The 25,449-nt window shown below is 38.3% G+C and carries 23 protein-coding genes; 10 read left to right on the forward strand and 13 right to left on the reverse strand.

The window, feature by feature from the left end; translation table 11 throughout:
* Nucleotides 1-137 precede the first annotated feature (137 nt).
* The 4 genes from ahpF to AC1M9H_RS06340 all read left to right on the forward strand — a co-directional run bounded on the left by ahpF (nt 138) and on the right by AC1M9H_RS06340 (nt 4,416).
* Nucleotides 138-1,703 carry an alkyl hydroperoxide reductase subunit F gene (gene ahpF, locus AC1M9H_RS06325; RefSeq protein WP_481613005.1) on the forward strand — a complete coding sequence of 522 codons (1,566 nt, stop codon included), beginning with the start codon at nt 138-140 and terminating at the stop codon, nt 1,701-1,703.
* Between the two features lie 174 nt (nt 1,704-1,877).
* On the forward strand, nt 1,878-2,222 hold the full coding sequence (locus AC1M9H_RS06330) for a hypothetical protein (protein ID WP_035265393.1): 345 nt from the start codon (nt 1,878-1,880) through the stop codon (nt 2,220-2,222).
* Between the two features lie 149 nt (nt 2,223-2,371).
* Nucleotides 2,372-3,073, forward strand: coding sequence for a VIT1/CCC1 transporter family protein (locus tag AC1M9H_RS06335; protein ID WP_481613006.1), 702 nt, complete (start codon nt 2,372-2,374; stop codon nt 3,071-3,073).
* A 131-nt stretch (nt 3,074-3,204) separates the two neighbouring features.
* The gene (locus tag AC1M9H_RS06340; protein ID WP_481608848.1) at nt 3,205-4,416 is read left to right on the forward strand and encodes a YeeE/YedE family protein; all 1,212 of its coding nucleotides are present in this window, start codon (nt 3,205-3,207) and stop codon (nt 4,414-4,416) included.
* 255 nt (nt 4,417-4,671) lie between these two features.
* On the opposite strand, the gene AC1M9H_RS06345 is transcribed toward AC1M9H_RS06340, so the two are convergent.
* The 3 genes from AC1M9H_RS06345 to AC1M9H_RS06355 form a co-directional block, all read right to left on the reverse strand.
* Nucleotides 4,672-5,970 (reverse strand): dicarboxylate/amino acid:cation symporter, encoded by a 1,299-nt coding sequence (locus AC1M9H_RS06345; protein WP_035265514.1) that lies wholly within the window; start codon nt 5,968-5,970, stop codon nt 4,672-4,674.
* A 536-nt stretch (nt 5,971-6,506) separates the two neighbouring features.
* On the reverse strand, nt 6,507-7,286 hold the full coding sequence (locus AC1M9H_RS06350; RefSeq protein ID WP_481597344.1) for a TIGR03915 family putative DNA repair protein: 780 nt from the start codon (nt 7,284-7,286) through the stop codon (nt 6,507-6,509).
* Complete coding sequence (locus AC1M9H_RS06355) at nt 7,287-8,546, reverse strand: putative DNA modification/repair radical SAM protein (RefSeq protein ID WP_180028409.1); 1,260 nt, start codon at nt 8,544-8,546, stop codon at nt 7,287-7,289.
* Between the two features lie 178 nt (nt 8,547-8,724).
* Here AC1M9H_RS06355 and AC1M9H_RS06360 point away from each other — a divergent pair, with 178 nt between their 5' ends.
* Together AC1M9H_RS06360 and AC1M9H_RS06365 are read left to right on the forward strand one after the other, a co-directional pair.
* Complete coding sequence (locus AC1M9H_RS06360; RefSeq protein ID WP_481613007.1) at nt 8,725-9,774, forward strand: NAD(P)H-dependent flavin oxidoreductase; 1,050 nt, start codon at nt 8,725-8,727, stop codon at nt 9,772-9,774.
* A gap of 73 nt (nt 9,775-9,847) precedes the next feature.
* Nucleotides 9,848-10,048, forward strand: coding sequence for a hypothetical protein (locus tag AC1M9H_RS06365; protein WP_481613008.1), 201 nt, complete (start codon nt 9,848-9,850; stop codon nt 10,046-10,048).
* Between the two features lie 45 nt (nt 10,049-10,093).
* Here the strand turns inward: AC1M9H_RS06365 and dusB are convergent, their stop codons facing one another.
* Complete coding sequence (gene dusB / locus AC1M9H_RS06370) at nt 10,094-11,140, reverse strand: tRNA dihydrouridine synthase DusB (RefSeq protein ID WP_180028412.1); 1,047 nt, start codon at nt 11,138-11,140, stop codon at nt 10,094-10,096.
* 282 nt (nt 11,141-11,422) lie between these two features.
* Between dusB and AC1M9H_RS06375 the strand changes: the two genes are divergently transcribed.
* Together AC1M9H_RS06375 and AC1M9H_RS06380 are read left to right on the forward strand one after the other, a co-directional pair.
* On the forward strand, nt 11,423-12,628 hold the full coding sequence (locus AC1M9H_RS06375) for a DUF1615 domain-containing protein (RefSeq protein WP_481613009.1): 1,206 nt from the start codon (nt 11,423-11,425) through the stop codon (nt 12,626-12,628).
* Nucleotides 12,595-13,242, forward strand: a complete 648-nt coding sequence (locus AC1M9H_RS06380) for an HAD-IB family hydrolase (protein WP_481613010.1) — start codon at nt 12,595-12,597, stop codon at nt 13,240-13,242. The genes AC1M9H_RS06375 and AC1M9H_RS06380 overlap by 34 nt, the downstream gene beginning before the upstream one ends.
* A gap of 23 nt (nt 13,243-13,265) precedes the next feature.
* Here the strand turns inward: AC1M9H_RS06380 and proB are convergent, their stop codons facing one another.
* Together proB and cgtA are read right to left on the reverse strand one after the other, a co-directional pair.
* Nucleotides 13,266-14,399, reverse strand: a complete 1,134-nt coding sequence (gene proB, locus AC1M9H_RS06385; RefSeq protein ID WP_035265485.1) for a glutamate 5-kinase — start codon at nt 14,397-14,399, stop codon at nt 13,266-13,268.
* 28 nt (nt 14,400-14,427) lie between these two features.
* Complete coding sequence (gene cgtA, locus AC1M9H_RS06390) at nt 14,428-15,639, reverse strand: Obg family GTPase CgtA (protein WP_092767039.1); 1,212 nt, start codon at nt 15,637-15,639, stop codon at nt 14,428-14,430.
* Between the two features lie 257 nt (nt 15,640-15,896).
* Here cgtA and AC1M9H_RS06395 point away from each other — a divergent pair, with 257 nt between their 5' ends.
* Nucleotides 15,897-17,078, forward strand: a complete 1,182-nt coding sequence (locus tag AC1M9H_RS06395; RefSeq protein ID WP_481613011.1) for an MFS transporter — start codon at nt 15,897-15,899, stop codon at nt 17,076-17,078.
* A gap of 55 nt (nt 17,079-17,133) precedes the next feature.
* Here AC1M9H_RS06395 and AC1M9H_RS06400 read toward each other — a convergent pair whose 3' ends face one another.
* On the reverse strand, nt 17,134-17,508 hold the full coding sequence (locus tag AC1M9H_RS06400) for a winged helix-turn-helix transcriptional regulator (RefSeq protein WP_481609867.1): 375 nt from the start codon (nt 17,506-17,508) through the stop codon (nt 17,134-17,136).
* Between the two features lie 117 nt (nt 17,509-17,625).
* Between AC1M9H_RS06400 and AC1M9H_RS06405 the strand changes: the two genes are divergently transcribed.
* On the forward strand, nt 17,626-18,489 hold the full coding sequence (locus AC1M9H_RS06405) for an SDR family oxidoreductase (RefSeq protein WP_481613012.1): 864 nt from the start codon (nt 17,626-17,628) through the stop codon (nt 18,487-18,489).
* Nucleotides 18,490-18,517: 28 nt separating this feature from the next.
* Here AC1M9H_RS06405 and AC1M9H_RS06410 read toward each other — a convergent pair whose 3' ends face one another.
* The 6 genes from AC1M9H_RS06410 to AC1M9H_RS06435 form a co-directional block, all read right to left on the reverse strand.
* Nucleotides 18,518-19,198, reverse strand: a complete 681-nt coding sequence (locus AC1M9H_RS06410) for a hypothetical protein (protein WP_481597351.1) — start codon at nt 19,196-19,198, stop codon at nt 18,518-18,520.
* Nucleotides 19,199-19,209: 11 nt separating this feature from the next.
* The gene (locus AC1M9H_RS06415) at nt 19,210-19,968 is read right to left on the reverse strand and encodes an MFS transporter (protein WP_481597352.1); all 759 of its coding nucleotides are present in this window, start codon (nt 19,966-19,968) and stop codon (nt 19,210-19,212) included.
* Nucleotides 19,969-20,158: 190 nt separating this feature from the next.
* Nucleotides 20,159-21,616, reverse strand: a complete 1,458-nt coding sequence (locus tag AC1M9H_RS06420) for a glyceraldehyde-3-phosphate dehydrogenase (protein ID WP_180028420.1) — start codon at nt 21,614-21,616, stop codon at nt 20,159-20,161.
* Nucleotides 21,617-21,861: 245 nt separating this feature from the next.
* Nucleotides 21,862-23,574, reverse strand: a complete 1,713-nt coding sequence (locus tag AC1M9H_RS06425; RefSeq protein WP_092767046.1) for a hypothetical protein — start codon at nt 23,572-23,574, stop codon at nt 21,862-21,864.
* Between the two features lie 157 nt (nt 23,575-23,731).
* Nucleotides 23,732-24,676: an EamA family transporter RarD gene (gene rarD / locus AC1M9H_RS06430; RefSeq protein WP_481613013.1), complete on the reverse strand. Its 945-nt coding sequence runs from the start codon at nt 24,674-24,676 to the stop codon at nt 23,732-23,734.
* Nucleotides 24,677-24,782: 106 nt separating this feature from the next.
* Nucleotides 24,783-25,385 (reverse strand): lipocalin family protein, encoded by a 603-nt coding sequence (locus AC1M9H_RS06435; RefSeq protein WP_481591429.1) that lies wholly within the window; start codon nt 25,383-25,385, stop codon nt 24,783-24,785.
* Between the last annotated feature and the right edge of the window lie 64 nt (nt 25,386-25,449).

A 25,449-nucleotide genomic window follows, 5' to 3' on the forward strand; every position in this document is an offset into this window, starting at 1 on the left:
CATACATCTACACCAAAGACTTTGATTAAATTTATTTTTCCGATTAAATTTATAAAAACAAACTGTTTTATCTATTCAATCAATTGTCTTAGTATACCTGTATCGAATGAATTATTACTCCTTTGGAGACGTTAGCAATGTTAGATCAAAATACTTCAGCTCAATTAAAAACGCTTTTAGAACGCCTTGAGGGTCCAATCGAATTGGTTGCGACTTTAAATGATTCAGACAAATCTGCAAAAATCAAAGAACTTGTGGAAGAAGTGGCTGCACTTTCTCCATTCGTCACAGCTCGTTTTGATGGTCAAAATAAACGTGCGCCGAGCTTTGGTATTGCAAAAGCAGGTGAAGAACCGCGTGTCTTCTTCGCAGGCTTACCAATGGGTCATGAGTTCACTTCTTTGATTTTGGCATTGCTACAAACTTCTGGTTATGCACCAAAAGTATCTGATGAAGTATTGGCATCCATCAAAGCTTTAGAAATCAAATCTGACTTTGACGTATTCGTATCTTTAAGCTGTCATAACTGCCCAGATGTGGTTCAAGCACTTAATTTGATCGCAATCTACAACCCTGGCACAACAGCAACCATGATTGATGGTGCATTCTTCCAAGACGAAGTAGAAGAACGCAAAATCATGGCTGTACCAATGGTGTTCCAAGACAACGAACATATCGGTCAAGGTCGTATGACATTGGAAGAGATTGTTGCGAAGCTTGATACTAATTCTGCTGCGAAAGATGCTGAAAAGCTCAATGCCAAAGACGCATTTGACGTGCTTGTGATCGGTGGTGGTCCTGCAGGTAACACATCTGCAATCTATGCGGCTCGTAAAGGTATCCGTACGGGGATCGTTGCTGAGCGCATGGGTGGTCAGGTCATGGACACCATGGATATTGAAAACTTTACATCAGTGCAAAAGACCCAAGGTCCTAAGTTTGCAGCTGAAATGGAAGCACACGTTCGTGAATACGGTGTCGACATCATGAACTTACAACGTGTGTCTGACATCAAAGGTGCAGATGAAACTGCCAACGGTTTAGTTGAAGTGACTTTAGAGAATGGTGCAAAACTTGAATCGAAAACGGTCATCCTGTCTACAGGTGCTCGTTGGAGAGAAATGAATGTACCCGGTGAACAAGAATACAAAACACGTGGTGTTGCGTACTGCCCACACTGTGATGGCCCATTGTTCAAAGGTAAACGTGTGGCTGTGATCGGTGGTGGTAACTCTGGTGTTGAAGCGGCAATTGACTTGGCTGGTATTGTTGAGCATGTCACTTTAGTTGAGTTTGATACCAAACTACGTGCTGACCAAGTACTTCAAGATAAATTGAACAGCTTGCCAAATACGACTGTCATCAAAAATGCGTTGTCTACAGAAGTTGTGGGTGATGGCAAACAAGTCACTGCACTGAAATACAAAGACCGTGCGACGGATGAAGAGCACATTGTTGAACTTGCGGGCATCTTCGTACAAATTGGTTTGTTGCCAAATACGGATTTCTTAAAAGAAACTCAAGTTGAGTTAACCAACCGTGGTGAGATTGTGATTAATGATCGCAACGAAACCAATGTAAAAGGTGTATTTGCTGCGGGTGACTGTACAACAGTACCTTATAAACAAATCATCATTGCCACTGGTGAAGGCGCGAAAGCATCACTGTCAGCGTTTGATTACATCATTCGTTCTGGACAGTAATTTCAGCCTTAATATACCGCATTAAAGTGTAGCCCTGAGAAAACTCTTTCTCAGGGCGTTTTTATAAGCCAATATTATCTTTACAATTTTTGAATAAAACTTTATTTAAAATCTGCTTATATTGTTCTCATCCATGCTACTTGGATACTCATTGAATTAAAAAAGGAAGATAAAATGAATAAGATTCTTGTTGCTTTAGGTCTTGCTGCTACAGTTGCTTTGGTTGGGTGTAATAAGGATAAAGCTCCTGAAACTGGCGCGACAACTGGTGAACATTTAGAAAATGCCGCTGAACAAGCAGGTGCAGATATTCAGAATGCGACTGAAGATGCAGCTCAATCAACTGCAACTGCAGTCGACAATGCTGCTGATGCGACAGCGCAAGCTGCAGATAATGCTGCTGCACATGCTGAAAATGCTGCGCACAACGCTTCAGAAGCGGCTAAAGAAGCAACTGCTAATGCAGCAGCAGCTGTAGAAGAAGGTGCAGCGAATGTAAAAGAAAAAGCTCAACAATAATTTGAGTTCTACCAATTAAAGCCTCTTTAGAGGCTTTAATTTTTTCTCTAACAGAGCAATTTTACAGCCCCAAGATACGAATCAAGCCTATACTGTATGAATAACAACTCTTTTTTGAATAACATTTTCAGATAATAAGACAAAATCCTATGAGCTATTCACATCATACAGAACCACATTATATACATCGCACAGGTTGGTTAAGAGCTGCTGTTCTTGGTGCCAACGACGGTATAATTTCAGTCACTAGTTTAATCATGGGGATGGCAGCAAGTGGCGCGAATCAACATACCCTTTTAATCACTTGTATTGCTGGTTTGATTGCAGGCGCAACGTCCATGGCAGCTGGTGAATATATTTCGGTAAAATCTCAGTCTGATATTGAAGAAGCTGATCTAAAGTTTGAAGCAAGTGAGTTAGCACGCAATCCACAAATCGAACTGAAAGAATTAACGCATATTTATGTACAAAGAGGATTATCACCCGAACTTGCTCATCAAGTTGCTATACAACTGAGCGAGCATGATGCGTTAGCTGCACATGCACGTGATGAAATTGGTATCCATGAAAATACAACAGCTCAACCTTTTCAAGCCGCTTGGTCTTCTGCCATCGCCTTTTCAATAGGTGCAGCTTGCCCTATGATCGCTATACTGATCAGTCCTCCTGCATATTTAGAATACAGTGTTGCCTTTTTTTGCATTTTAGCGTTATTTATTCTAGGGGCTTTATCTGGATATTTTGCTGGAACGTCTAAAGTAAAATCTGCATTGCGAATTACGCTTTGGGGAATCGCAGCGATGGCATTTTCAAGTTGGATTGGCTCACTGTTTAATGTACATGTCGGCTAACATATAAGAATTACAAATATATAAAATCAATATTACTCAGCAGCATTTAATGCATAAATGCAGTGTAGGACTATCAACCCACAATCAATCAATTAAAATACTGATGTGTTTTATCAGCTTTTCTTATCTTCATGTCCATTATTGCAGCTCAATCTGACCGATCACACTCATCGGTCTGGATCGCTATTGTTTTATTGATTGTAGGCACCCTTGGTGCTTATCAAATTGTGGGAATTAATCAAGCCCTGTTATTCCTTATTGGTGGTGCGCTTGGTATGACGCTCTACCATGCATCATTTGGTTTTACATCGAGCTGGCGCGTTTTTATTAAAGAACGCAAAGGTCGTGGTTTACGTGCACAAATGATTATGCTCGCACTGGCAGTGCTGCTCTTCTTCCCAGCTTTAGGTGCAGGTGAATTATTTGGTCAACCCGTTAAAGGCAACGTCAATCCCGTATCGATGTCCGTGATGATTGGTGCATTTATTTTCGGAATTGGCATGCAACTGGGTGGTGGTTGCGCATCTGGGACGCTCTATACAGTCGGTGGTGGAAGCTCACGTATGCTGATCACTCTATTCTTTTTCTGTTTAGGCTCACTGATCGCTACTTCACATATTGAATGGTGGTTTGCACTGCCACACTTAGCCCCTATTTCAGTAGTACAAAGCTTTGGTGTTATTCCAGCGCTAATACTCAATTTCGTGCTATTTGGTTTGATCGCATTAGCAACAGTCTACTTCGAGAAAAAACGCCACGGTCAGCTTGAACAAGAACCTGTTGCAGCACATCAAGGCTGGAAACGTTTCTTAAAGGGACCATGGCCTTTAATTTGGGGTGGTATTATTCTCACCCTGCTTAATTTCGCCACGCTTGCATTGGCTGGTCGCCCATGGGGTGTCACATCTGCACTCGCAGTATGGGCAGCGAAAGGTGCAACATTAGTCGGAATTGATGTAACGGCTTGGGACTATTGGCAACAACCTGGAAATGCTAAAGCTTTAGCAAATTCGTTGTGGTTTGATATCACCTCTATGATGAATTTTGGCATCATGCTCGGCGCTTTACTTGCAGCAGGTCTCGCTGGAAAATTTGCACCGAGTCTCAATATCCCTAAACGCTCAATTCTAGCAGCAGTCATTGGGGGGATCATGTTGGGTTATGGCGCTCGATTAGCATACGGTTGTAACATCGGTGCTTATTTCAGCGGCATTGCATCAGGCAGTCTACATGGGTGGTTATGGCTGATTTTCGCTTTTATTGGTAATGGTATAGGTGTGAAACTTCGTCCACTATTTTTCCCGAATGAAAAGCCTCAGCCTGAAAAACTTACAGGTTGCTAATCAGCAAATATCGATATTTGAGAACGCCTAATTTCAATTGGGCGTTTTTATCTTTCTATAGTGCAATTACAACCACTTAATAGAATAAGAAAAAGAAAGGAGTATTAAATTTTTAGCCGATTGAAATCAGCTAAGTCACCAAAGTTTGTTCTTATAATAAGTCTTAATGTTCTTACTTTGAGTTTGTTAAATGCTGCATCATCTATATAAAACCCATCCGAAGATGGGCTTAAGATTTAGATATTAAAAGTGAAGTCAAGCCTCTACTTTCTTTTTCAAAGTTGCATCTAATTGTTCTTTATCTAATGCATTATCCCAACGTGCTACAACGATTGCTGCACAAGCATTGCCAACAAGATTAGTTAATGCGCGGCATTCAGACATAAAACGATCGATACCTAAAATAAGTGCCATCCCTGCAACAGGTAATGCTGGAACAACGGATAATGTAGCTGCCAAAGTAATAAAGCCCGCACCCGTTACACCTGCAGCCCCTTTTGAACTAATCATCGCAACCAACAAAATTGTGATCTGTTCCCAAATGGTCAAATCGATATTACAGGCTTGAGCAATAAAAAGAGCAGCCATCGTCATATAGATATTTGTACCATCTAAATTAAATGAATATCCAGTTGGAATGACCAAACCAACGACCGACTTTTCACAACCCGCTTTTTCCATTTTATTCATCAGCGTTGGCAGTGCAGCTTCAGAAGAGCTCGTGCCTAATACTAACCATAATTCATCTTTGATATAGCGGATGAGATCAATGATAGAAAATCCATTGTATCGTGCAACTGCTCCCAGAATAAGCAGAACAAATAAAAGTGAAGTAATATAGAACGTTACGATTAATAATAGTAAATTTCCAATACTCGAAATACCGAAAGCACCAATCGTATACGCCATCGCACCAAATGCACCAATTGGAGCTAGTTTCATCAACATACCGACAAGGTAAAATACCGGAGCGGTCAGTGTCGTTAAGAAGTCTGTAACTGGTTTCCCTTTTTCACCCACCGCTGCAAGCGCTAAACCAAATAGAACAGCAACAAATAAAACCTGAAGAATATCACCACCCGCCAAAGGACTGATTAAAGTCTTTGGTATGATATTCATGAAGAAGTCAACAATAGAGGCATCCTGAGCTTTTTCAACATAAGTTGAAACTTTGTCACCTTCTAAAGCAGCAGGATCGATATTAAGACCTTTACCCGGCTGAATAAGATTAGCAACAATCATGCCCACAATCAGCGCAAGCGTAGAGAAAGTTAAAAAGTAAGCCATTGCTTTACCCGTCACTCGCCCCACTGCGCCCATATTCGTCATACCAGCAATACCCGTGACCACAGTCAAGAAGATAACGGGTGCAATGATCATTTTGACGATTTTAATAAAAGCATCGCCAAGAGGTTTTAAACTTGCCCCCAACTCCGGCATAAAATGTCCAAGTGTGACACCCGCAATAATTGCAAAGATGACTTGAACATATAAAATTTGATAAAACTTTTGCTTCTTAGGTGGTTGAGATTGCTCATCAACGTGAATATCCATGGAAGACCCTTCTAATTCAAAAAAGTGAATCCATTGTTAAATGCAATAAATTTCACACTCAAAAATGAATTGCGCGTTAAATAATTTCAAAGGTCGAAATTCTAGTGACATTCACTTTTTGAATGAAAAAGTCGGGCTTAACTATTAGTCTAAGAAAAAAAGATTTATAGAGTCCAATTGGGCTGAGATGACTAAATATGAATCGTTATCAAAATTAAACTATATAAAATTAAGTATTGATATTTCTATAAAAAAAATGAAAATTAAAAATTCATAAGTTAATTTTGAATATTAAACATACAAATAATTTTATTTTATGACCCAATATATATTTATAAAGTATAATTAAATTTCAATTCAATCCAAGTAAAATATATATAAATATATAATTCAATAACTTATACAAATCAACCTTAAATAAATATAATCTAAAAATATTAAAAATTTTAGCTGTATAAATTTAAAACACTCTTATACAATCGTTTTGATTATATTTTATTGAATAAATTCAATATCTTATTTTTAAAAAAATCACACTAAACCTGTTTTTCATTCATATATCTCCAATACCTTTTAGGTACGTATTGAACATGCAATTTAGGATTATCACGTGCCACTATATTTACACTCTTGAAATAGTCCTTCCAAAGTTGATCATATAGCTCTTCTTGATCATCGAGTTCAATCATGAATGATTGACTAGAACCTATATGGATATTTTGATCAATTTCGGCTGCATTCAAATTAACTTGATGGACTTGCTTCAAATCATAGTAAATTCCGTAGCGTCGCTTTTCATCATAAATTAACCAACGCTGGTCTTGATAACGTGCTTTGAAATGCTTAGAGATTAAAGGCAGAACATTAAAATCTGGTCTTACTAATGATAAAAATAAACCATCCTTACACTTTTTAAAGCGAACAAATGCCTCCATTCGGTGCTTTTCACGACCAACTTGTTTAGCCCATTGTGCAAGCGCTAAAACATCACGATGACCGAAATTTTTTTCAACGGCGTATTGATGCTTAAAGATATAAATGGAATAATCAAATAGATGTTGGTATGCCACTTCCTGCTCAGACAAAAAAGTAAAATACCAATTACGTAAACTTGAAGCAGAAATTTTAGATTTTAAACCTTGCCAGACTCGTTCAGCTTGCTTTTCTTCACTGTAAACTCGGACTGACTCATCAAACAAATTCTGGTGAGCGTTTCCTTCAGTTTGAACTTTTACGTCGAACTCTTTGAATTGAAAAGCTCTAAAAACACAGCACAGCAACCCAGTCATGGTACCATCAAAAACATACACAGCCATTTAAAACCCAAATCCTAGTTGAGGTGACAGTTGTTTCACATATTTTGATTGCCCACTTTGTAAAATTTGCTGGCGGATCTGATGAGCGTGCTGTTCTCTTTTAAACTTAGGTGTATCAGCACATCGAATAAAATGTTGAGCACGATTATAAGCAACGCCTAAGCGCTTTAACTGATCGATATGAATTTTTCCAAAACGGCGAGCCTGTACAATTTTCTTAGCAGATCTCACACCAATGCCAGGAACACGTAAAATCATTTTATATTCAGCAGTATTAATATCCACTGGAAACTGCTCTGGATGTCTTAAAGCCCAACCTAATTTAGGATCAACCTCTAAATCTAAATTGGGATGTGCTTCATCCACAATTTCGTTGGCTTCAAATCCATAAAAACGCATTAACCAATCTGATTGATATAAGCGATTTTCTCGCAATAACGGCGGTGCAGAACCTACAGCAGGTAAAGCAGACTCTTCTGGATTGATAGGTATATATCCTGAGTAATACACCCGTTTTAATTTAAAATCTTTATAGTGCTTGTCAGCCATCAAGATTACATCACGATCTGTTTCGTGATGCGCACCGACCACCATTTGTGTTGTCTGACCAGCAGGCACAAATTTAGGAACCGACTTGATTAGTTTTCTCTCATCTTTCAATTCAATCAAACGGTCTCTCACAATACCTAAATCTTTCTGCACTTCTGCATGCGACTTTTCAGGTGCAAATTTCACTAAGCCTTCTTCTGTCGGCATTTCTAAGTTAATGCTCATCCGATCGACATACAGTCCAGCCTCATGAATAATTTCTTGCGAAGCGCCCGGAATAGTTTTGAGATGAATGTACCCATTAAAATTTTCTTCCAGTCTTAATTTTTTTACGACTTGAAGCATTCTCTCCATGGTGTAATCCGCGGATTTAAAAATTCCTGAACTTAAAAATAACCCTTCTATATAGTTTCGACGATAAAAATTAATGGTCAGATCTACCACTTCTTGGACGGTAAATGCTGCTCGCTTTACGTCATTTGAACGGCGAGAGACACAATACGCACAATCATAAATACAGACATTTGAGAATAAAATTTTTAATAATGAAACACAGCGACCATCTTCGGTATAACTATGGCAAATTCCGGAACCTGTATTACCAAGACCTTTATCTTTGTTCTTGCGGTTACTACCACTTGAGGAACAAGACACATCATATTTGGCAGCATCAGCTAAAATCTGTAATTTTTCACGGATACGATCAGACATATATGTAAGGGGAAACAATGAGATTTCGAATATTATAATTGTTTATTTATTCTACTAAATGTCGCTGATCATTCATGCGACACAGTTTGACGCTTTGCATTTTCGCACTAAATAATGAATATAATTTGATTCTCCGATCATGATTGTGCAAAGTGAAATTAAATCATGGAGCTTGATTATGTCTTTACTCGAACAATTATCCATTCAGCATCCCATTTTTTTGGCGCCAATGGCTGGGGTATCCACACCAGAACTGGCAGCTGAAGTATCCAATCAAGGTGGTTTAGGGTCTCTTGGTTTAGGTGCTGCCAGTATCGAAAGTGCTCGACAACAAATTTTTGCAACTCAAAAATTAACAGATTTACCCTTTCAGGTGAATTTCTTTTGCCACAAACCAGCTCAACTTGATTCTGAACGGAATCAAAACTGGATAAATTATCTAAAACCCCACTTTGATAACTTTAATACTGAACCACCCAAAGAATTAAAATGTATTTACCCCAGTTTTTTAGATAATGATGATTTTTTAGATTTAGTCTTGGAAACTCGACCTAAGGCGGTGAGTTTTCACTTTGGGATACCTCATGCACATCAAATAGCTGCCCTCAAAGAGGTTGGTATTATTACGATGGTATCAGCAACGAACTTAGCGGAAGCTAGAGCAATTGAAGACGCTGGGATTGATATCATCATTGCACAAGGTATTGAAGCGGGAGGACACCGTGGTATTTTTAATGAGCATTTTGACAGTGCAATCAAAACAGCAGATTTAATAAAATTACTTGTTCCTACCTGCAAGATACCTGTCGTAGCAGCTGGTGGAATCATGAATGGATTTCAAGCTAAATATATGATGAATCTCGGAGCTTCAGCCGTACAACTCGGTACTGCATTTGTACAATGCAGGAGTTCAGCTGCTAATGCAGCTTATCGTAATGCATTATTAAGCAAGCCTTTAACTCAAATCACTTCAAGCATCTCTGGGCGACCAGCGAGAGGGATAATCAACAGTTGGTCAACTCTCGTAGATTTACCTCAGCGTGAGTTAGTTGCTCCCTACCCTTATGCATATGATTTAGGTAAACAACTAAATGCAGCAGCATTAACCAACAAAGATGAAAGTTTTGGTGCATTCTGGGCAGGAAGTAATGTAAATCAAATCAGAGTTTTAGAAGCACCTGATTTAATCAATCAAATCATATTAGAAATTGATCAATATGATGCTTAAATAATCGATAAAACCCATACCGAGCTGAAGTTTTTTTATTTACAATGAATTGTTAAATTATGTAGCGAAAAGTATGGGTTTTGTATTATTAGCACTTGTGGCGATTGGATTTGGAATAGACACCTATTCACATGCTCAAGATAAAGATCAGTCCACTCAACATAATGTTGAGCAGTTAGATGCTCAAATTTTAAATCAAGATCAATCACATTCTTCTGAAGAGAAAAAATCGGATTCTGAAATAAATTTACAACCTCTTGAATTTAAACAGTAGAATCTATGAATAACTTATTTCAGTTAAGTGCAGACATATAGAAACTCAACCTGATTTTAATAAATCCACAGATTCCACTTGAACATCACTCATAATTTGCCCTTCTGACAAAAGTAAATCGAAATAATTGGCTACGACTTTGGCTTGTTCCGCTGTACTTTCTACTTTGTACATATTCTGACGAAATTCATTACTTGAGTGGAGACCTTTTGTGTACCACGCGATATGTTTACGTGCAATGCGACAGCCTGAATACTCACCGTAAAATTCATATAGCTCATTCAGATGTCCCAATAGAACTTCTTTCACTTCAGCAATCGATGGCGCTGCAAGTGGCTGTCCCGTTTTTAAATAATGAGCAATTTCTCTAAAAATCCATGGACGACCTTGTGCTGCTCGGCCAATCATCACGGCATCAGCACCAGTATGATCTAATACATACTTGGCTTTCTCTGGGCTATCAATATCTCCATTTGCAATGACTGGAATAGAGATATTTTGCTTCACTTCTTTAATTAGATCATAACGTGCAGTATTTAAATACATATCTTCCCGTGTACGACCATGCAATGCTAAAGCTGCAATACCCGCTTGTTCTGCGCGCTTCGACACACGCATAATATTTTCATGTCCGTTTAAAAATCCTAAGCGCGTTTTAAGTGTTACAGGGACATCCACTGCCTCGACCACCGCATCTAAAATTCTGGCTACCAAGTCTTCATCCTGTAGCAGTGCAGAACCTGCTAATTTATTGCACACCTTTTTCGCTGGACAACCCATATTGATGTCAACGATTTGAGCACCATTTGACACTTGATATCGTGCAGCTTCAGCTAAATCCCGTGGGTCTGATCCTGCTATTTGTGCTGAAATTGGAGCAATTTCACCATCAAAGTTGGCTCGGTAGAGACTTTTCTTGCTCATACGCAACGTTTTGTCAGAAGTCATCATTTCACTAACTGCATGTCCTGCACCAAAATATTTACACAAGGTTCTAAATGGTCGATCCGTTACACCTGCCATGGGTGCTACAAAAACAGGAGTTGTTTTTTCGCGATCAAATAAATCACGGATCACAGGATGTTGAGACATGAATAATACCAATGATGATGAAACAGTTTCAGAATGCTTAACTTTTTAAATCTGCACTCATTGAGAGATTGAAATTAGATACAAGGATTAAATTATATAACGTTTGAAACTAAAAATATGTTTTATCTCATTTTGCTTGAATGTTAATGGATGAACTTAAGCTCAACACTTAGATTTATATTTGAAGCATGCTACCATTATCTTGTATACATATAAGTTCTCACAAATCGTGAATGAAATAGTATACTTCGCTAGAATCTTTATCCCTGATACTTTGCATTTATGAAAAATAGCTTTCGCTCTAATGTAATTTTTAAAGCCTGTAGTGTTGCTACATTAAGTTTATTCATGAGTGCTTGTGGTGACTCATCATGGTGGAACACACAAGATAAAACGATTGATGCAGAACAAATCTCAAAACTCATTCCTGGCCGCGTTAATAATCGTGGTTCATGGGCCGAGGATATTTATAAAATAACCGAGCAACTCGGTATACCCCAAACGAAAGAAAATGTGTGTACCATTATTGCTGTAGTCGATCAAGAATCTAATTTTGTTGCAGATCCCCATGTACCCGGACTAGGTGCCAAAGCAGTTAAAGAAATTGAAGATCGTTTAGATGAAAAATTTAAAGATAAATTAGGAGATAGTATCGGAGGCACCGTTGCGGGGTATTTCCAAGAAGTCTTAAAAAATCAACCAACACCTGAAGACAATTATCTAAAACAAATGCGAAAAGTCTCCACCGAACGAGAATTAGATGAATTGTATCGTGAGATTTTTGCTCACATGGCAAAACACTACCATGTCAGTGCACTCACTGGTGCAGCTAAACTCGTTGGTCAAGATATTGGTGAAAAACTAAATCCCATTACCACTTTAGGCTCTATGCAAGTTCATATTAGCTATGCAAAAGAACATAAGCGCCAAGGTGGAAGTATCGCAGATCTAAGATCAGACCTTTATAGTCAATATGGCGGACTCTATTATGGTATTCACCGCCTGATGATGTATCCAGCAGATTATGATCAACCCATATATCGCTTTGCAGACTACAATTCAGGCATGTATTCAAGTCGTAACGCCGCTTTCCAAAGCATGCTCAATGAATTAACAGCAGCAGAGTTAACGCTTGATGGAGACTTATTACTGTACAATAAAAATGGCAATCCAAAAGCTGAAAAGAGTCAATCTGAACAAGAACTTATCAATGTATTTGCCGCAAATAATGTATTTATTACACCTCGTCAAATTCGAGCTGATTTAAAGAAAGAAAAAGAGAAAAAGTTTGAAGATACGCAAACCTATAAAGCTGTGACTGAGCTTTACGAAAAGAAAATTGGAAAAGAAAAATTTTATGCCATTATGCCTGAAGTGGTTATTTCAGGTCCTAAGCTTAGTCGCGACTACAATACCAACTGGTTTGCTACGCGAGTTAACGGTCGATATCAAACATGTATGCAGAAAGCAAAAAGAATCAAAACCTAGCATTATTTGATTTTGATGGAACATTATGTGATAAAGATAGTTTTACTAGCTTTATCTTTTACGCCTTATCAAAACGACATATTGTTAAGCAAGGACTAAAAACCCTGCCTTGGATTCAAGCCTATTTTTTAAATATCTACCCCGCGCACGCAATGCGCCCTAAGCTATTCAAGGCAATGTTTACTGGATTTTCTAAATCTGATGCAGATCCGATTGCACTTGAATACGCCCATTCATTACAACAACACTTAAACTCACCCATTTATGAACAACTGATCAAGCATCAACTCCGTGGTGACCGCATTGCGATTGTCTCTGCATCCATTGATATTTATTTAAAACCCATTTCTCAGATTTTAAATGTAGATTTGATTTGTACTGAAACTGAAGTGCTCAATCAGTTTTATACTGGTCATTATTCTTCTCCTGATTGTAGTGGCGAAGAAAAAAGACAGCGCATACTCAAGCAATATGATGTAGACCAATTTCAATCAATTTATGCTTATGGAAATTCTTATGAGGATCAAGCGATGTTAGATATGGCTGATTATCCTTATATGGTCGGATCATCTCATCAATTACCCGATCTTGACCCACAAAAAAAGCTCGCCTAAGCGAGCTTTTTTTTAATAAGAAATTAATAGATCGCCATATGATTGCGATGGATCATTTCTAATGAACGTGCTTCACCTAGAACTTGGTGTACCTTATCTGAGGGTAAGCCTTTGACAATTTCAGCGCTACGTGAACTAAAGTTGACACGACCAACTGCGACGCGATGCCGTTGCTGATCCACACACTCCACCACATCACCACGCTCAAAATGCCCCTCAACTGCTTTCACACCTACAGGCAATAAACTCCGATGATTTTCTTTGATCGCTTTCACAGCACCATCATCAATCACCAATCGCCCTGCAGTTTGCAAATGCGCAGCTAACCATTGTTGGTGAGCAGTGATTCGATCATTATCAGTGATAAACAACGTACCCAGCATCTCACCCGACATTAATCGAGTTAACACATGATTACTGTCTCCACTGGCAATCAGTGTAGGACATCCTGATTTCGCAGCTAAACGAGCAGCGCGTACTTTGGTCAGCATTCCACCTCGACCAAACTTACCACCACCACCTGCCATATCAAACAAACTTTCATCTAATGCGCGAACTGTATGAAACAACTTCGCATTAGGATTTGAGCGAGGATCTGAATCAAACATCCCCTCTTGGTCTGTCAAAATAATCAATAAATCAGCATGAACTTGGCCTGCAACCATTGCAGCTAAAGTATCATTGTCTCCGAATCGAATCTCATCAGTAGATACAGTGTCATTTTCATTAATCACTGGAATCACTTTCCAATCGATTAAATGTTGTAAAGCATCACAAGAATTCAAATAACGGCGACGGTCAGCCAAGTCATCATGAGTCAATAAAACTTGTGCAGACTGAATATTGTGATTCAACAATACACTAGACCAAGTTTGTATCAGCCCCATTTGACCAATGGCAGCACAAGCTTGAAGACTGGGTAGATCCGTGGGTCGATTCTCAAGTTTCATTCGAACCATACCTTCAGCCACAGCACCGGAAGACACGAGAATAATCTCATGCCCTGCATTGTGTAGATCTGCAATTTGCCCCGCCCAATGCGAGATCGCATCTATATCTAAACCTTTTCCGTTTGCTGTGAGTAAAGATGATCCGATTTTAACAACGATTCTTTTGCAACCCTTGAGCTGACGTTGCCCATCTACCACTTCTATCATCTTGTCCTCTGTCTCTTATATAAAGAGATTAACGTACGTAGTACACTTCCATTTCGCCATCATCTTCATCATCGTCAAAATCGTCATCCTCTTGACTGGCAAGACGTTGTTTACGACGCATTTCACGATAAGCCTCTTTAGCTGCAATGGTTTGTTCACGTGTTTCAGCTTCAAGCTGATCACGGAATGCTTGCATTTCTGCTGCATACTCTGGATCTTCAACTTCGCGTTCGCGCTGTTGTTCAATTTGATCCATTAAATAATAAACGACTTCTTTGGTTCCCTCAGACATCAAGCCTGAAGTCTTAAATACTGGACCCTCCCATTTCAACTCTTCAAGGATGTGATTGCACCACTCATCTCTTGAGTCTTCAGGCAACTGATCTACTTTATTTAAAACCAACACCACTGGGAGTTTTGACAATGTTGGAGAGAACTTTAAAAGTTCATTTAAAATTGCCTTAGCATTATAAGCTGGATCTGATCCATCAATTGGCTGTACATCCACGATATGTAGAAGAATACGAGTACGCGCCAAATGTTTTAAGAAGCGAATACCAAGACCTGCACCTTCTGCAGCACCTTCGATCAAACCTGGAATATCAGCCATTACAAATGAACGGTGACGATCTGCATCTACAACACCAAGATTAGGTACCATAGTTGTAAATGGGTAATCTGCTACTTTTGGTTTTGCTGCAGAGACAGCACGAATAAATGTTGATTTGCCCGCATTTGGCATACCTAATAAGCCAACATCTGCCAAAACTTTCAGCTCTAGGCGAATTTCGCGGAACTCACCTTTGTTACCATGTGTACATTTACGTGGAGCACGGTTCGTTGATGACTTAAAGTGAGTGTTACCTAAACCACCGTCACCACCTTGAGCAACAAGAACACGTTGACCATTTTCAATTAAATCACCAATGATGTCGCCAGACTCAGTATCTACAATTGTTGTTCCTACTGGAACATATAGTGTTACGGATTCACCACCGCGACCTGCACAGTTTGCGCCAGCACCATTTTTACCACGTTCAGCACGAAATCTACGGGTATAACGATAATCTACAAGCGTACTGGTGTTGTCATCAGCTTGAATATATACGCTGCCACCACGACCACCATCACCACCATCTGGACCACCAAATGGTACGAATTTTTCACGGCGAAAACTGGCTACGCCATTGCCACCGTCGCCAGCCTCTACGGTAATGACTGCTTCATCAACAAAGCGCATAATGCCAATCCTCTAAAAACTTTAAAACCGCCTATTCTGCCATATTTTAAAGTATTTCTCGACTATATTTATGCAGGTTGAGAATAAGTTAGCGACTTTTTTCATAAATTGAGTCTTTAATATTTTGGTGTATCACTGCATTAAATTTGATTTATTCATTACTCATTGTTTTATCAAATGACATCATTGGTTTTATTTATTTCTGAAACCATAAAATAATGCCTATAGTGCATTAAATTGCACTCTAAGATTTTGACATGGATCGCTCTGCTACCCCTTTATCCTCACAATTCGTGCTTGTTATGGCTTTGGCCTGTGGTGTCTGTGCAGGTTCAGCTTATTTCAATCAACCACTGATTTATTCAATCGAAAGAAGTTTAGAAATTTCGACCAGCCAAGCCGGATTTACCGTAGTTATCGCTCAAGTGGGTTATATGCTCGGACTCATGCTTTTGGTACCCCTTGGAGATTTTTTTAATAAACGAAAACTCATTGTGAGTTTAATGATATTTGCGGCAATTTCGCAGATCCTTTTGTCTTTCAGCTCAGATATTAGCACTTTATATATCTTTACCCTCTGTGCAACATTTGGAGCCATATCAGCACAAGTATTAATCCCTTTTGCTTCTTCCATTAGCCCACCTGAATTAAGCTCAGCAGTTGTAGGTAAACTCATGAGCGGACTGGTCATGGGGATTATTTTATCTAGGACATTTGCCGGCTTTGTTTCAACTTATTGGTCTTGGGAAGGCGTTTATTTCAGTAGTGGTATTTTGACTTTATGTTTTGCATGTTTAATGTGGAAAAAACTCCCCAACACTCAACCTGCTTCGCATTTACAAGTCACCGATATTTACAAATCACTTTGGAGCATCGCAAAGCATAATCCGCATCTCATACGCCGTGCCTGCGCGGGTGCCCTAGGATTTGGCATTCTCTCAATGGTGTTTACATCGATGACTTTTGTTTTAGGGAGTGCCCCATATCAATTTACTGATTTTCAAATTGGTCTATTTGGTCTGTTAGGTATTATCGGAATTTATTCCTCGAGTTGGTCTGGTAAAACAGTTGGCAAAGGGAAAGAAGAATTTGTCGCTCAATTATGTATCACCTTGATGCTGTTCTCTTGTATTCCATTATATTTCGCGCAACAGAACATCTTCATTTATGCACTTGGCGTATTGATGAGCTATTTTGGTCTCACTGCATTTCATGTTTTAAATCAAAATCTAGTTTATCGTATTGATGGTCAAGCACGCTCACGAATTAATGCTGTATATATGACCATTTACTTTTCAGGCGCTGCATTAGGTTCTTTAGGTGCTGTCTATGCTTGGGAACATTATGCATGGATTGGTTGCGTTGCTTTGGGACTGTTTTTCTCAATTTTAATTTTATGTATTGATCGTTATGATTTTAAGATCATGAAAACCATATAAACATCTCGCTCAGTACACACTTTAAACTGAGCGATAACGAAATGATGAAATATAACTATCGCGTAATAATTGCCTTACTTTCCAAAATCTCGGGTAAATTTCGCTCAACCCAATGGATCAACTCATTTAATTTCATCGCTGCATTTGAACCCAATACAGTGAGTTGATACTCCACCTTTGGAGGAACTACTGGATAGACAGTGCGCAAAATAAAACCATCTTTTTCTAAGGTTTTTAGTGTCTGAGCCAACATTTTTTCGCTCACCCCCTCAATTCTTTGTTTTAGCTCACTAAAACGATGCACACCATCACTCAAGCAACTTAGGACGAGAACTGACCATTTACTGGTGAGATGCTCCAAAATTTCACGAGAAGGACATTCACTGGATAAAACTTGACCTAATAAATCACTATGCGCATATGTATTCATCATTTTTCTCTTAACAGTTAATAACTTACTTTTAGGTACGTACTTTCATTAAGTAAGTTAACAGATTAATATGCCTTCATCAAGTTTATTTTTTAGCCACAATGAGAGGAAATTAAAATGAAAATTGCGATTACAGGTGCAACTGGTGAATTAGGTCGTTTAGTTGTTCAAGAACTTAAAAAACTTCATAGCAAGCATGAAATTATTGCTTTGGTTCGCAACCCAGAAAAAGCTAAAATTTTATTTTCTGAAGATATTAAAGTACGCAAATTTGATTATGATCAGCCAGATGATCTCGCAAATTCCCTTCAGGATGTTGATAAACTCCTGCTCATTTCTGCCAATGAAATTGGTCGTCGCACTCCACAACACAAGGCTGTTATTGATGCTGCAATTAAAGCTAGAGTTCCTCACTTAATCTATACCAGCTTACTGAACGCAGATCATTCTCCGCTTGGCTTAGCCAATGAACATCGAGAAACGGAAAAATTAATACGTGAAAGTTCTATTACCTACACCTTTTTAAGAAATAATTGGTATAGCGAAAACTATTTATCTGCGCTCACCCATCAAATCGAGACAGGCATTGTGTACGGAGCGGCTCAAGATGGTTTAATTAGTTCAGCTTCTCGTTTGGATTATGCCACTGCTGCAGCTCAAGTATTAAATGATGAATCAGCTCAACATTTGAACAAAATTTACGAGCTTGCAGGTAGCGAAAGCTTTAGCTTAAATGATTTTGCGACCTTACTTTCTGAGTTTTCACAACAGCCTGTGAAATATCAAAACTTATCTCCAGAAGATTATCGTCAAGGATTAATTCAAGCTGGTTTACCACTAGGTCTCATTGACGTCATTGTAGATGCAGATCTTCACACCGCCCATGGTGCGATGTACAGTGAACACAAAGATCTTGAACATTTAATTGGTCGAAAAACCACATCGATTCGTGAAATCATTCAGCAAGCCCTGAATGCTTAGAGGATAGACTCCCCTTAAAGGGGAGTTTTTACTTTTTAATATTGCGCAGAGGTAAATCCAAGTTCATATCTAAATTCGCCTTTGTTTCTCGCTCCAAGTTATACATTGTTGCTCTAAAACTAGATACATCCTTCATCAAAATTGGATCATTTAAATGCAATACCGGTTTGAAAACATGATCAATATCCACATCAAGCTGCTCATGCAAATCTAAATAGACAGGACCATCAAAATCAATCGTAATCGGAACCTGATAAGTACGCTTTAAATGAAATGGAACTTCAAGCTGAATAGGCAAATCTAAATTTAACGGAAATTTAGGTAAAAGTCGTGTTTTATACACCAAATCTGTTGTTGCACTAATTGGAATCGTTTGATCGATTTTTACTTTCGTTTGATAATCCACACTCACAGAAACAGGGACTTCGACTTTAAACTTGAGATTGGTTTTGTATTTACCCTGCAAATCTAAATCAATATTTTCCTGCACTTTAATTTGTGTATTTAGCGCACCAATCGCTTGTACCTCAAGATAATTCCCAACATCAATTTTTGTCGGCAATGATTCTGATAATTGTACACTTGCATTCTTCGCAGTGACTTGAATGGATGCTTGAATATTGAGATATAGCCAAAAACCTACGGCGACAATGCTTGCCACGATAATAAACAAGAGCGAACCATATCCCACGATTTTTTTAGCACTCATGCTTCTCGAGCTCACTGGGCTTTCACCGATTCAGCAGATTGATCATCCTTCTGAACTTTAATGGGTGATGCTGCTTCCACTTTTTGATTTTTTTGTAATGTTAAGGTATTGAGTGGGATAACCAACTCACCTTTTTGTATTTTAATTGGCAAAGTATTTTGTACGTTGACTGAAGCCTCTAACGCAGTTTTAATTGGTGCATTCAAATGACCTTGTACTGGTATATCCACATCTAAATCCTTATTTAATGGGATGCGTAGATTCTCTTTTAAATCCGCTTGAACAGGTGCTTGAAATTTCAAGTGAACCATTTGATCTAAGGGAACATCCATTTCAACAGGTACATCAAGTTTAATTGGAATCGTCCCTTTCAATGGCAGTGTAATATCTTTGCCCAAAATGCGAACCTTAACTTTAGTATCTACTGCTAAATTTTGATCCACAATCAAATTTTCACGGACTGGAATAACCGTTTTAATTGGTACTTGATTGTCGAAATGAACCATAGGATTCAATGTTTGTTGTACAGGAATAGAAAGATTTTCACGTATAGGAATGGTCGTTTTCACACGACCTGTCACATTCACATCCAAAGCATCATGGATTTGAACTTTCGCTTGCAATGGCTCTTGAAGATCAATATTCACGGCTTGATCTTCAAGTGGAATGTAAATTTTAAAATGTTGAAAAACCCATAAGGCAATTGCTATACCACTCGCGGCAGCCAAAGCAATCAGCACGAAGCCAATGACAAGATATTTGATGCGCAAAAATATAATCCTTTAACACTTATTTTTTTTAATCACCTGCTCACAATCCATATTTTATGTGAACAAATACACAATTTTTCAATATTAAACCACTTATTTTGAAGAAACCATATTGCTCTAAAGTCTTAATTACGTAAATTTAGGCAAATAAAAAAGAGCCTCGAAAGAGGCTCTTTTTATGTCTTACAAATTATGCATTTGTTTCAGCAGGAACTTTTGGATAGCTTACGCCGCCCATTTGTTCAGCAATACGCAGAACTTGGCAGCTATAACCTACTTCGTTGTCGTACCATACATATGCTGTTAAACGGTTACCAGACGTAATTGTTGCTTGCGCATCAAAAACACCTGCAGTGCGTGAACCGATAAAGTCAGATGATACAACTTCAGTAGAGTTTGTATAACCAATTTGACCTTGTAGATTAGAGTTGATAGAAATTTGACGAATATATTCGTTCACTTCATCACGATCAACTTCTTTATCTAAAGTCAGATTAAGGATTGCTAAAGACACGTTAGGTGTTGGAACACGTACAGAGTTACCAGTTAATTTGCCTTTAAGCGCTGGAAGTGCTTTAGCAACTGCTTTAGCAGCACCCGTTTCAGTGATCACCATGTTCAACGTTGCAGCACGGCCACGACGGTCAGCTTTATGGTAGTTGTCGATCAAGTTTTGGTCGTTCGTGAATGAGTGAACTGTTTCAACGTGACCATTAATCACTGTATATTTGTCATGAAGTACTTTCAACGTCGGTGTAATCGCGTTTGTAGTACAGCTTGCAGCAGAGATGATTGTATCTTCGTCAAGAATGTCAGCTTGGTTAACACCAAACACAACGTTCTTCATATCACCTTTACCAGGTGCAGTTAAAATTACACGTGCAGCGCCTGGGCATTTAAGGTGCTGAGCAAGACCTTCAGCGTCACGCCATTTACCAGTGTTGTCAATCACCAATGCATTTTCAATACCATATGCAGTGTAATCCACTTCTGATGGATTAGATGCATAGATCACTTTGATGAATTGACCATTCGCAATAATTGCTTCGTTCTCTTCATCTACAGAAATCGTACCTGCAAATGGACCATGAATAGAGTCACGACGAAGTAAAGAAGCACGTTTCTCTAAATCACCATCAGATGATTTACGAACAACAATCGCTTTAAGATTTAGACCACGACCAAGACCAGACTGACCAATCATAAGACGTGCAAGGATACGACCAATACGACCAAAACCATAAAGCACAACATCTTTATGCTCAACAGATGCAGCATTGCCTTGTAGTGATTTAACAGCGTCAGCAACGAATGCATCTACATCGCCACCTTTTGCTTTAAATTCTACAGCAAGTTTGCCTAAATCGATTTCAGCTGTGCCGATATTTTGTACTTTAACCAATGCTTCGAGGATTGGGAAAGTATCTACAGCAGAAAGTTCAACGTCTAAAACACGTGTACGACGATGAGCTTTAAGAATTTGGATAACCGAGCGGTTAATTAAAGAGCGACCGTATACTGTAGCTACGATGTTTTTTTCACGGTATAACTGACCAACAAGGGCAATCATACGTTCCGCGAGTTCTTCACGGTTTTTCCAGCGACCTTGGTGCTCTGCATGTAGGGCAACGATAGTGTCTTTGCTCACAGATACGTCCTCTAATTAATTGTAAATCTAAGCATAAATTTCAAAACCCCATAATTGTAAAGGAATTAACTCAGAGTTGAAATGAAAACTCGTTTTATTTTTTACTAAAGCAATTTTCTCTTTGTAAAAAATATATTTTAGCAATTGAATTACAAAATAATTTTTTGGGTATATGATTTCATTTAGATATCAAATACTGATCATTAAGCCTACAAATCCAATTTCGTCACTGAGTTACATCCGGTTCAACTAAATACTGGTGAAGCCGAAATATCCTGACTCAACATCATATTTAAATCTTCTAAATTAAAATCTTCTAAGTTTTCTGGGAGTTTGACCAATACTGGAAGCTTAGTTAAACCATTTTGCCCCGAAGGGAATGCATAATGTCGTTCAAACTCACTTGTAGCTGAAAAACTTTCAAATTCAATAAATACACTATATTTTCGATAGTTTTTAGGCACACTTAAAATATCTAGATAAGCCTGCTTCTTGATTTTCACCATGGCCAATGAAGTTTGTTGAAGTTCTTTTTCTAACTTTTCTCCAGCCACCATTCTTTTTAAAAATGAGCCTTGAACTTCAGCATAATCTCGTTTCAAACGCATCGTATGAGACAGCATTTCTCGGTAATCTTGAATATGTTGGCTTAAATCTTCTTGTAATGCATTTAACGGTTTCTTGGAGCGCTCATGCATGACTCCACGCTCATACATATTCAATGGTACAAATATTTCATCTTTACGCTTTTCAAGTAGTTTTAAATAGGCTAACAACTTGTATTCAAACAATTGAACTGAGGAATTAAAAAATAATGAAGGCTGTTGTTTAAAATCTTTATAATTCGCCAGAATATCTGAAAATATGCGATGCACACTTTTAAACAGATGCTCATATTCTTCAATATGTGATAAATGCTGTTCTAAAGCCACCACGAGAGGTTGTAGCAATTCGACAGTCAATGCTTGCTCAATCTTCCGTAAATGCTGTTTGGCTACAAAATCACTATTACTTCCAGCCATCCCTAAATTTTGTGTCAAAAGCGGTAATATCTTCTGTTCAGCAACATCTTCAAATTCTTGCACAATTTGAATGACATCTTTATGCACTTGATGCTGAATAGTAACCATCATCTGCACGTGTTCCATAAACTGTTTGATATACCCCTCTTCATTGTAACGGCGCATATCCAAAACCAACCCATTGAGATAAATTTGCTGGTTGTATTCCATTCGATCTTCAAATAAAAAACGACGGATCGAAAATGGATTCTGTTCAAACTGACTGGTTGGTGCGATGACGAATAGAAATTCAGAGGTTTTAACAATATCAAAGTGTCGAATGGACTGTTCTTTCAGCAACCATTGTGCAAAAAAAGGATGCTCCATGATCGATGAGCTTCTAGGTAGAAGGGGTTTAAACCAATACCCCAATAATTGTTGCTTAATAAATACTTCTATCATAAAGCTCTTAATCTGAGCTGAAGTTAACTGACGAGCTCCAACTGGTGTTTCAAGATTTAATTCACGAATTAACTTAGCAACATCTTGCAAAAAAACCCGACGCATTAACATTTTTTCGCGTTGTAATTTTAAATTGTCCTCAACAGCAATCTGGTCAATTTGATACAGCGCATTTTCCAAATAGTCCGCCACTTGTACGCAATCCGTCATCTCCTTCAACCATTGGATAGATTGACATAACTTTGCTGCAATGGAGCGCATTCTTTCACTAGAAAAACTGTGCTTTAAAATTCCCAGCGACGTCGTGACTTTATATTCGAACGTGTTATTCACACGATTCCAAAATATATCTTTAGGTTTTAGAATTTGACGATCAATTTCTTCGCGAACATCACTATCAGAATGTTGAAATATACGCTCTAAGAGTCTTTGCCAGTTTAAATCCAGACTAGGCTCCATCTGTAATAATGCTGCTCTTGTTTGGTACTGAATCATGATTGTTAAATTAGAATTATTATTGATTTAATAAATTTATCACATTTTTATATTTTAGTTAATTGTGTCACAAATATTTTTAAAGAATAAGTAATTATTCTTATCATTCAGTCAAAAACTCTTATGTACAACTCATCCTTATGTAATGATATGAAACTTAGTGCTCATCATTTTGGGCTAGACGCGATTGTAGTTTCTTATGTTGATATTGAAGTAACTTTTCAGTTCTTCTTTGACGATAGAGATAAATTGCACCCTCCAAAATAAGGAGCAATACAGCAAACCAAATTGGAATATAAGTCAACCATTCTCCTGCTTCCACGCGTTCACCCATTGCCATTGATGCTCCTGCCAACAAAATCGGCTCTAAATAACTCAATAACCCAAAAATCACAAATGGAAGATATCTGCTCGCCAAGATGTAACTTCCAAGCCCTAAGGCACTTAAGCAACCTAGACCTAGTACGGCTAAAATGAGATATTTAAACTCAATAATCAGGGGCAATGTGTTTGAATAAAAAAATGCTAGAAAAATAGCAACTGGAATCACCAGCAATAAATCCCACCAGAATCCACCTAAATGATCTGTTCCAAATTTTCTTCTTAAAAAAAAGTAGATCGGATAAGCCACAGCAACATACATGGTCTCCCATGCCACAGTACCGATGCGCCAGATTTCATGGCTGACACCAAGAATTGCAAAAAACACAGCTGCAATTTGCCACTTTGAGAGCTTTTCTTTGTAAAGAACGCAACCAAAGAGAACCATCACCAGAGGCAACAAAAAATATCCTAAAGAAACCTCAAGCCCCCGACCATTGATTGGCCCCCACAAAAATAACCAGAGTTGAGTTGTACACAAAAATGAACTGATCAAGAGCCAAATTAAAATAGATGGTTGTTTGCAAATTTTATTATAAATTTCTCGAACATATTTTAGATCACCCGACCACCACATAAACAGCGTTAAGAAAGGTAACGTGGCTAACATTCGCCAAGCAAAGGTTTGCTCGCTGTCTAGTGGTCTAAGAAAATACGTATAAAAATATAGCACCCCAAATGTCACTGATGCCATAACTGACAATGCTATACCTTTTAACATATCTGAACCTAAATTTTACCAAACGATATTATAGCTAGAATTCGTAGCAATAGATGTTGATGCATAAAAAAACCACGCCTTAGCGTGGTTCTCATCATTTTCAACATTATTTTGTTGAACCAGGTGCTTGACCCGTTTGCTTTGTACGTATCACATCGCTTAAGTCATAACCAACGGATTTAGCATAATCAAGATACTCATTCACAACTGCTTGATCAGGATTATGCGTGCGAGAAAGCACCCACATATACTTACGTTTAGGCTCACCCACAAGTACAGTTTGATAATCCTCATCCAGTTTCAGCACCCAATAATCTCCACGACCAACTGGTAACCATCGAATAGCACTCGGCAAGAAACTAACTTTCAATTTTGTATTAAATGGCTGATTTTGTACAAATGCCTCACCCACTGACTGAGTAACTTTACCGTCAGCAGTAAAACAACGGTTATCAACATTGACATTACCATTTTCATTTAATGTATATGTCGCAGTCACATCACGATCACACTTGTTTTGGAAATAAAGTGGCTTACGTGCTACTTCATACCAAACACCTAAGTATTTATCGAGTTCAACTTTTTCAACAGTATTGAGTGGCTTGTCCTGAGCATAAACCATCGTTGCTGCCCCTAAACCAACCAATAAGGCACCACCCAATACAATCTTGCTAACATTGAAACCAGCAGATGGGAGATTCTTGATCATCTAAATAACCCCTATTTATTGAATTTGTTTGTGAGTATTCATTTACTCTTCAACAATAACGGTT

This window comes from Acinetobacter sp. ANC_7512 (assembly GCF_056779935.1).

What these genes read in the sequence shown, in the direction of transcription:
- ahpF (WP_481613005.1), top strand. Translation starts at nt 138, where the DNA reads ATGTTAGATCAAAATACTTCAGCTCAATTAAAAACGCTTTTAGAACGC.
- AC1M9H_RS06330 (WP_035265393.1), top strand. Translation starts at nt 1,878, where the DNA reads ATGAATAAGATTCTTGTTGCTTTAGGTCTTGCTGCTACAGTTGCTTTG.
- AC1M9H_RS06335 (WP_481613006.1), top strand. Translation starts at nt 2,372, where the DNA reads ATGAGCTATTCACATCATACAGAACCACATTATATACATCGCACAGGT.
- AC1M9H_RS06340 (WP_481608848.1), top strand. Translation starts at nt 3,205, where the DNA reads ATGTCCATTATTGCAGCTCAATCTGACCGATCACACTCATCGGTCTGG.
- AC1M9H_RS06345 (WP_035265514.1), bottom strand. Translation starts at nt 5,970, where the DNA reads ATGGATATTCACGTTGATGAGCAATCTCAACCACCTAAGAAGCAAAAG.
- AC1M9H_RS06350 (WP_481597344.1), bottom strand. Translation starts at nt 7,286, where the DNA reads ATGGCTGTGTATGTTTTTGATGGTACCATGACTGGGTTGCTGTGCTGT.
- AC1M9H_RS06355 (WP_180028409.1), bottom strand. Translation starts at nt 8,546, where the DNA reads ATGTCTGATCGTATCCGTGAAAAATTACAGATTTTAGCTGATGCTGCC.
- AC1M9H_RS06360 (WP_481613007.1), top strand. Translation starts at nt 8,725, where the DNA reads ATGTCTTTACTCGAACAATTATCCATTCAGCATCCCATTTTTTTGGCG.
- AC1M9H_RS06365 (WP_481613008.1), top strand. Translation starts at nt 9,848, where the DNA reads ATGGGTTTTGTATTATTAGCACTTGTGGCGATTGGATTTGGAATAGAC.
- dusB (WP_180028412.1), bottom strand. Translation starts at nt 11,140, where the DNA reads ATGTCTCAACATCCTGTGATCCGTGATTTATTTGATCGCGAAAAAACA.
- AC1M9H_RS06375 (WP_481613009.1), top strand. Translation starts at nt 11,423, where the DNA reads ATGAAAAATAGCTTTCGCTCTAATGTAATTTTTAAAGCCTGTAGTGTT.
- AC1M9H_RS06380 (WP_481613010.1), top strand. Translation starts at nt 12,595, where the DNA reads ATGTATGCAGAAAGCAAAAAGAATCAAAACCTAGCATTATTTGATTTT.
- proB (WP_035265485.1), bottom strand. Translation starts at nt 14,399, where the DNA reads ATGATAGAAGTGGTAGATGGGCAACGTCAGCTCAAGGGTTGCAAAAGA.
- cgtA (WP_092767039.1), bottom strand. Translation starts at nt 15,639, where the DNA reads ATGCGCTTTGTTGATGAAGCAGTCATTACCGTAGAGGCTGGCGACGGT.
- AC1M9H_RS06395 (WP_481613011.1), top strand. Translation starts at nt 15,897, where the DNA reads ATGGATCGCTCTGCTACCCCTTTATCCTCACAATTCGTGCTTGTTATG.
- AC1M9H_RS06400 (WP_481609867.1), bottom strand. Translation starts at nt 17,508, where the DNA reads ATGAATACATATGCGCATAGTGATTTATTAGGTCAAGTTTTATCCAGT.
- AC1M9H_RS06405 (WP_481613012.1), top strand. Translation starts at nt 17,626, where the DNA reads ATGAAAATTGCGATTACAGGTGCAACTGGTGAATTAGGTCGTTTAGTT.
- AC1M9H_RS06410 (WP_481597351.1), bottom strand. Translation starts at nt 19,198, where the DNA reads ATGAGTGCTAAAAAAATCGTGGGATATGGTTCGCTCTTGTTTATTATC.
- AC1M9H_RS06425 (WP_092767046.1), bottom strand. Translation starts at nt 23,574, where the DNA reads ATGATTCAGTACCAAACAAGAGCAGCATTATTACAGATGGAGCCTAGT.
- rarD (WP_481613013.1), bottom strand. Translation starts at nt 24,676, where the DNA reads ATGTTAAAAGGTATAGCATTGTCAGTTATGGCATCAGTGACATTTGGG.
- AC1M9H_RS06435 (WP_481591429.1), bottom strand. Translation starts at nt 25,385, where the DNA reads ATGATCAAGAATCTCCCATCTGCTGGTTTCAATGTTAGCAAGATTGTA.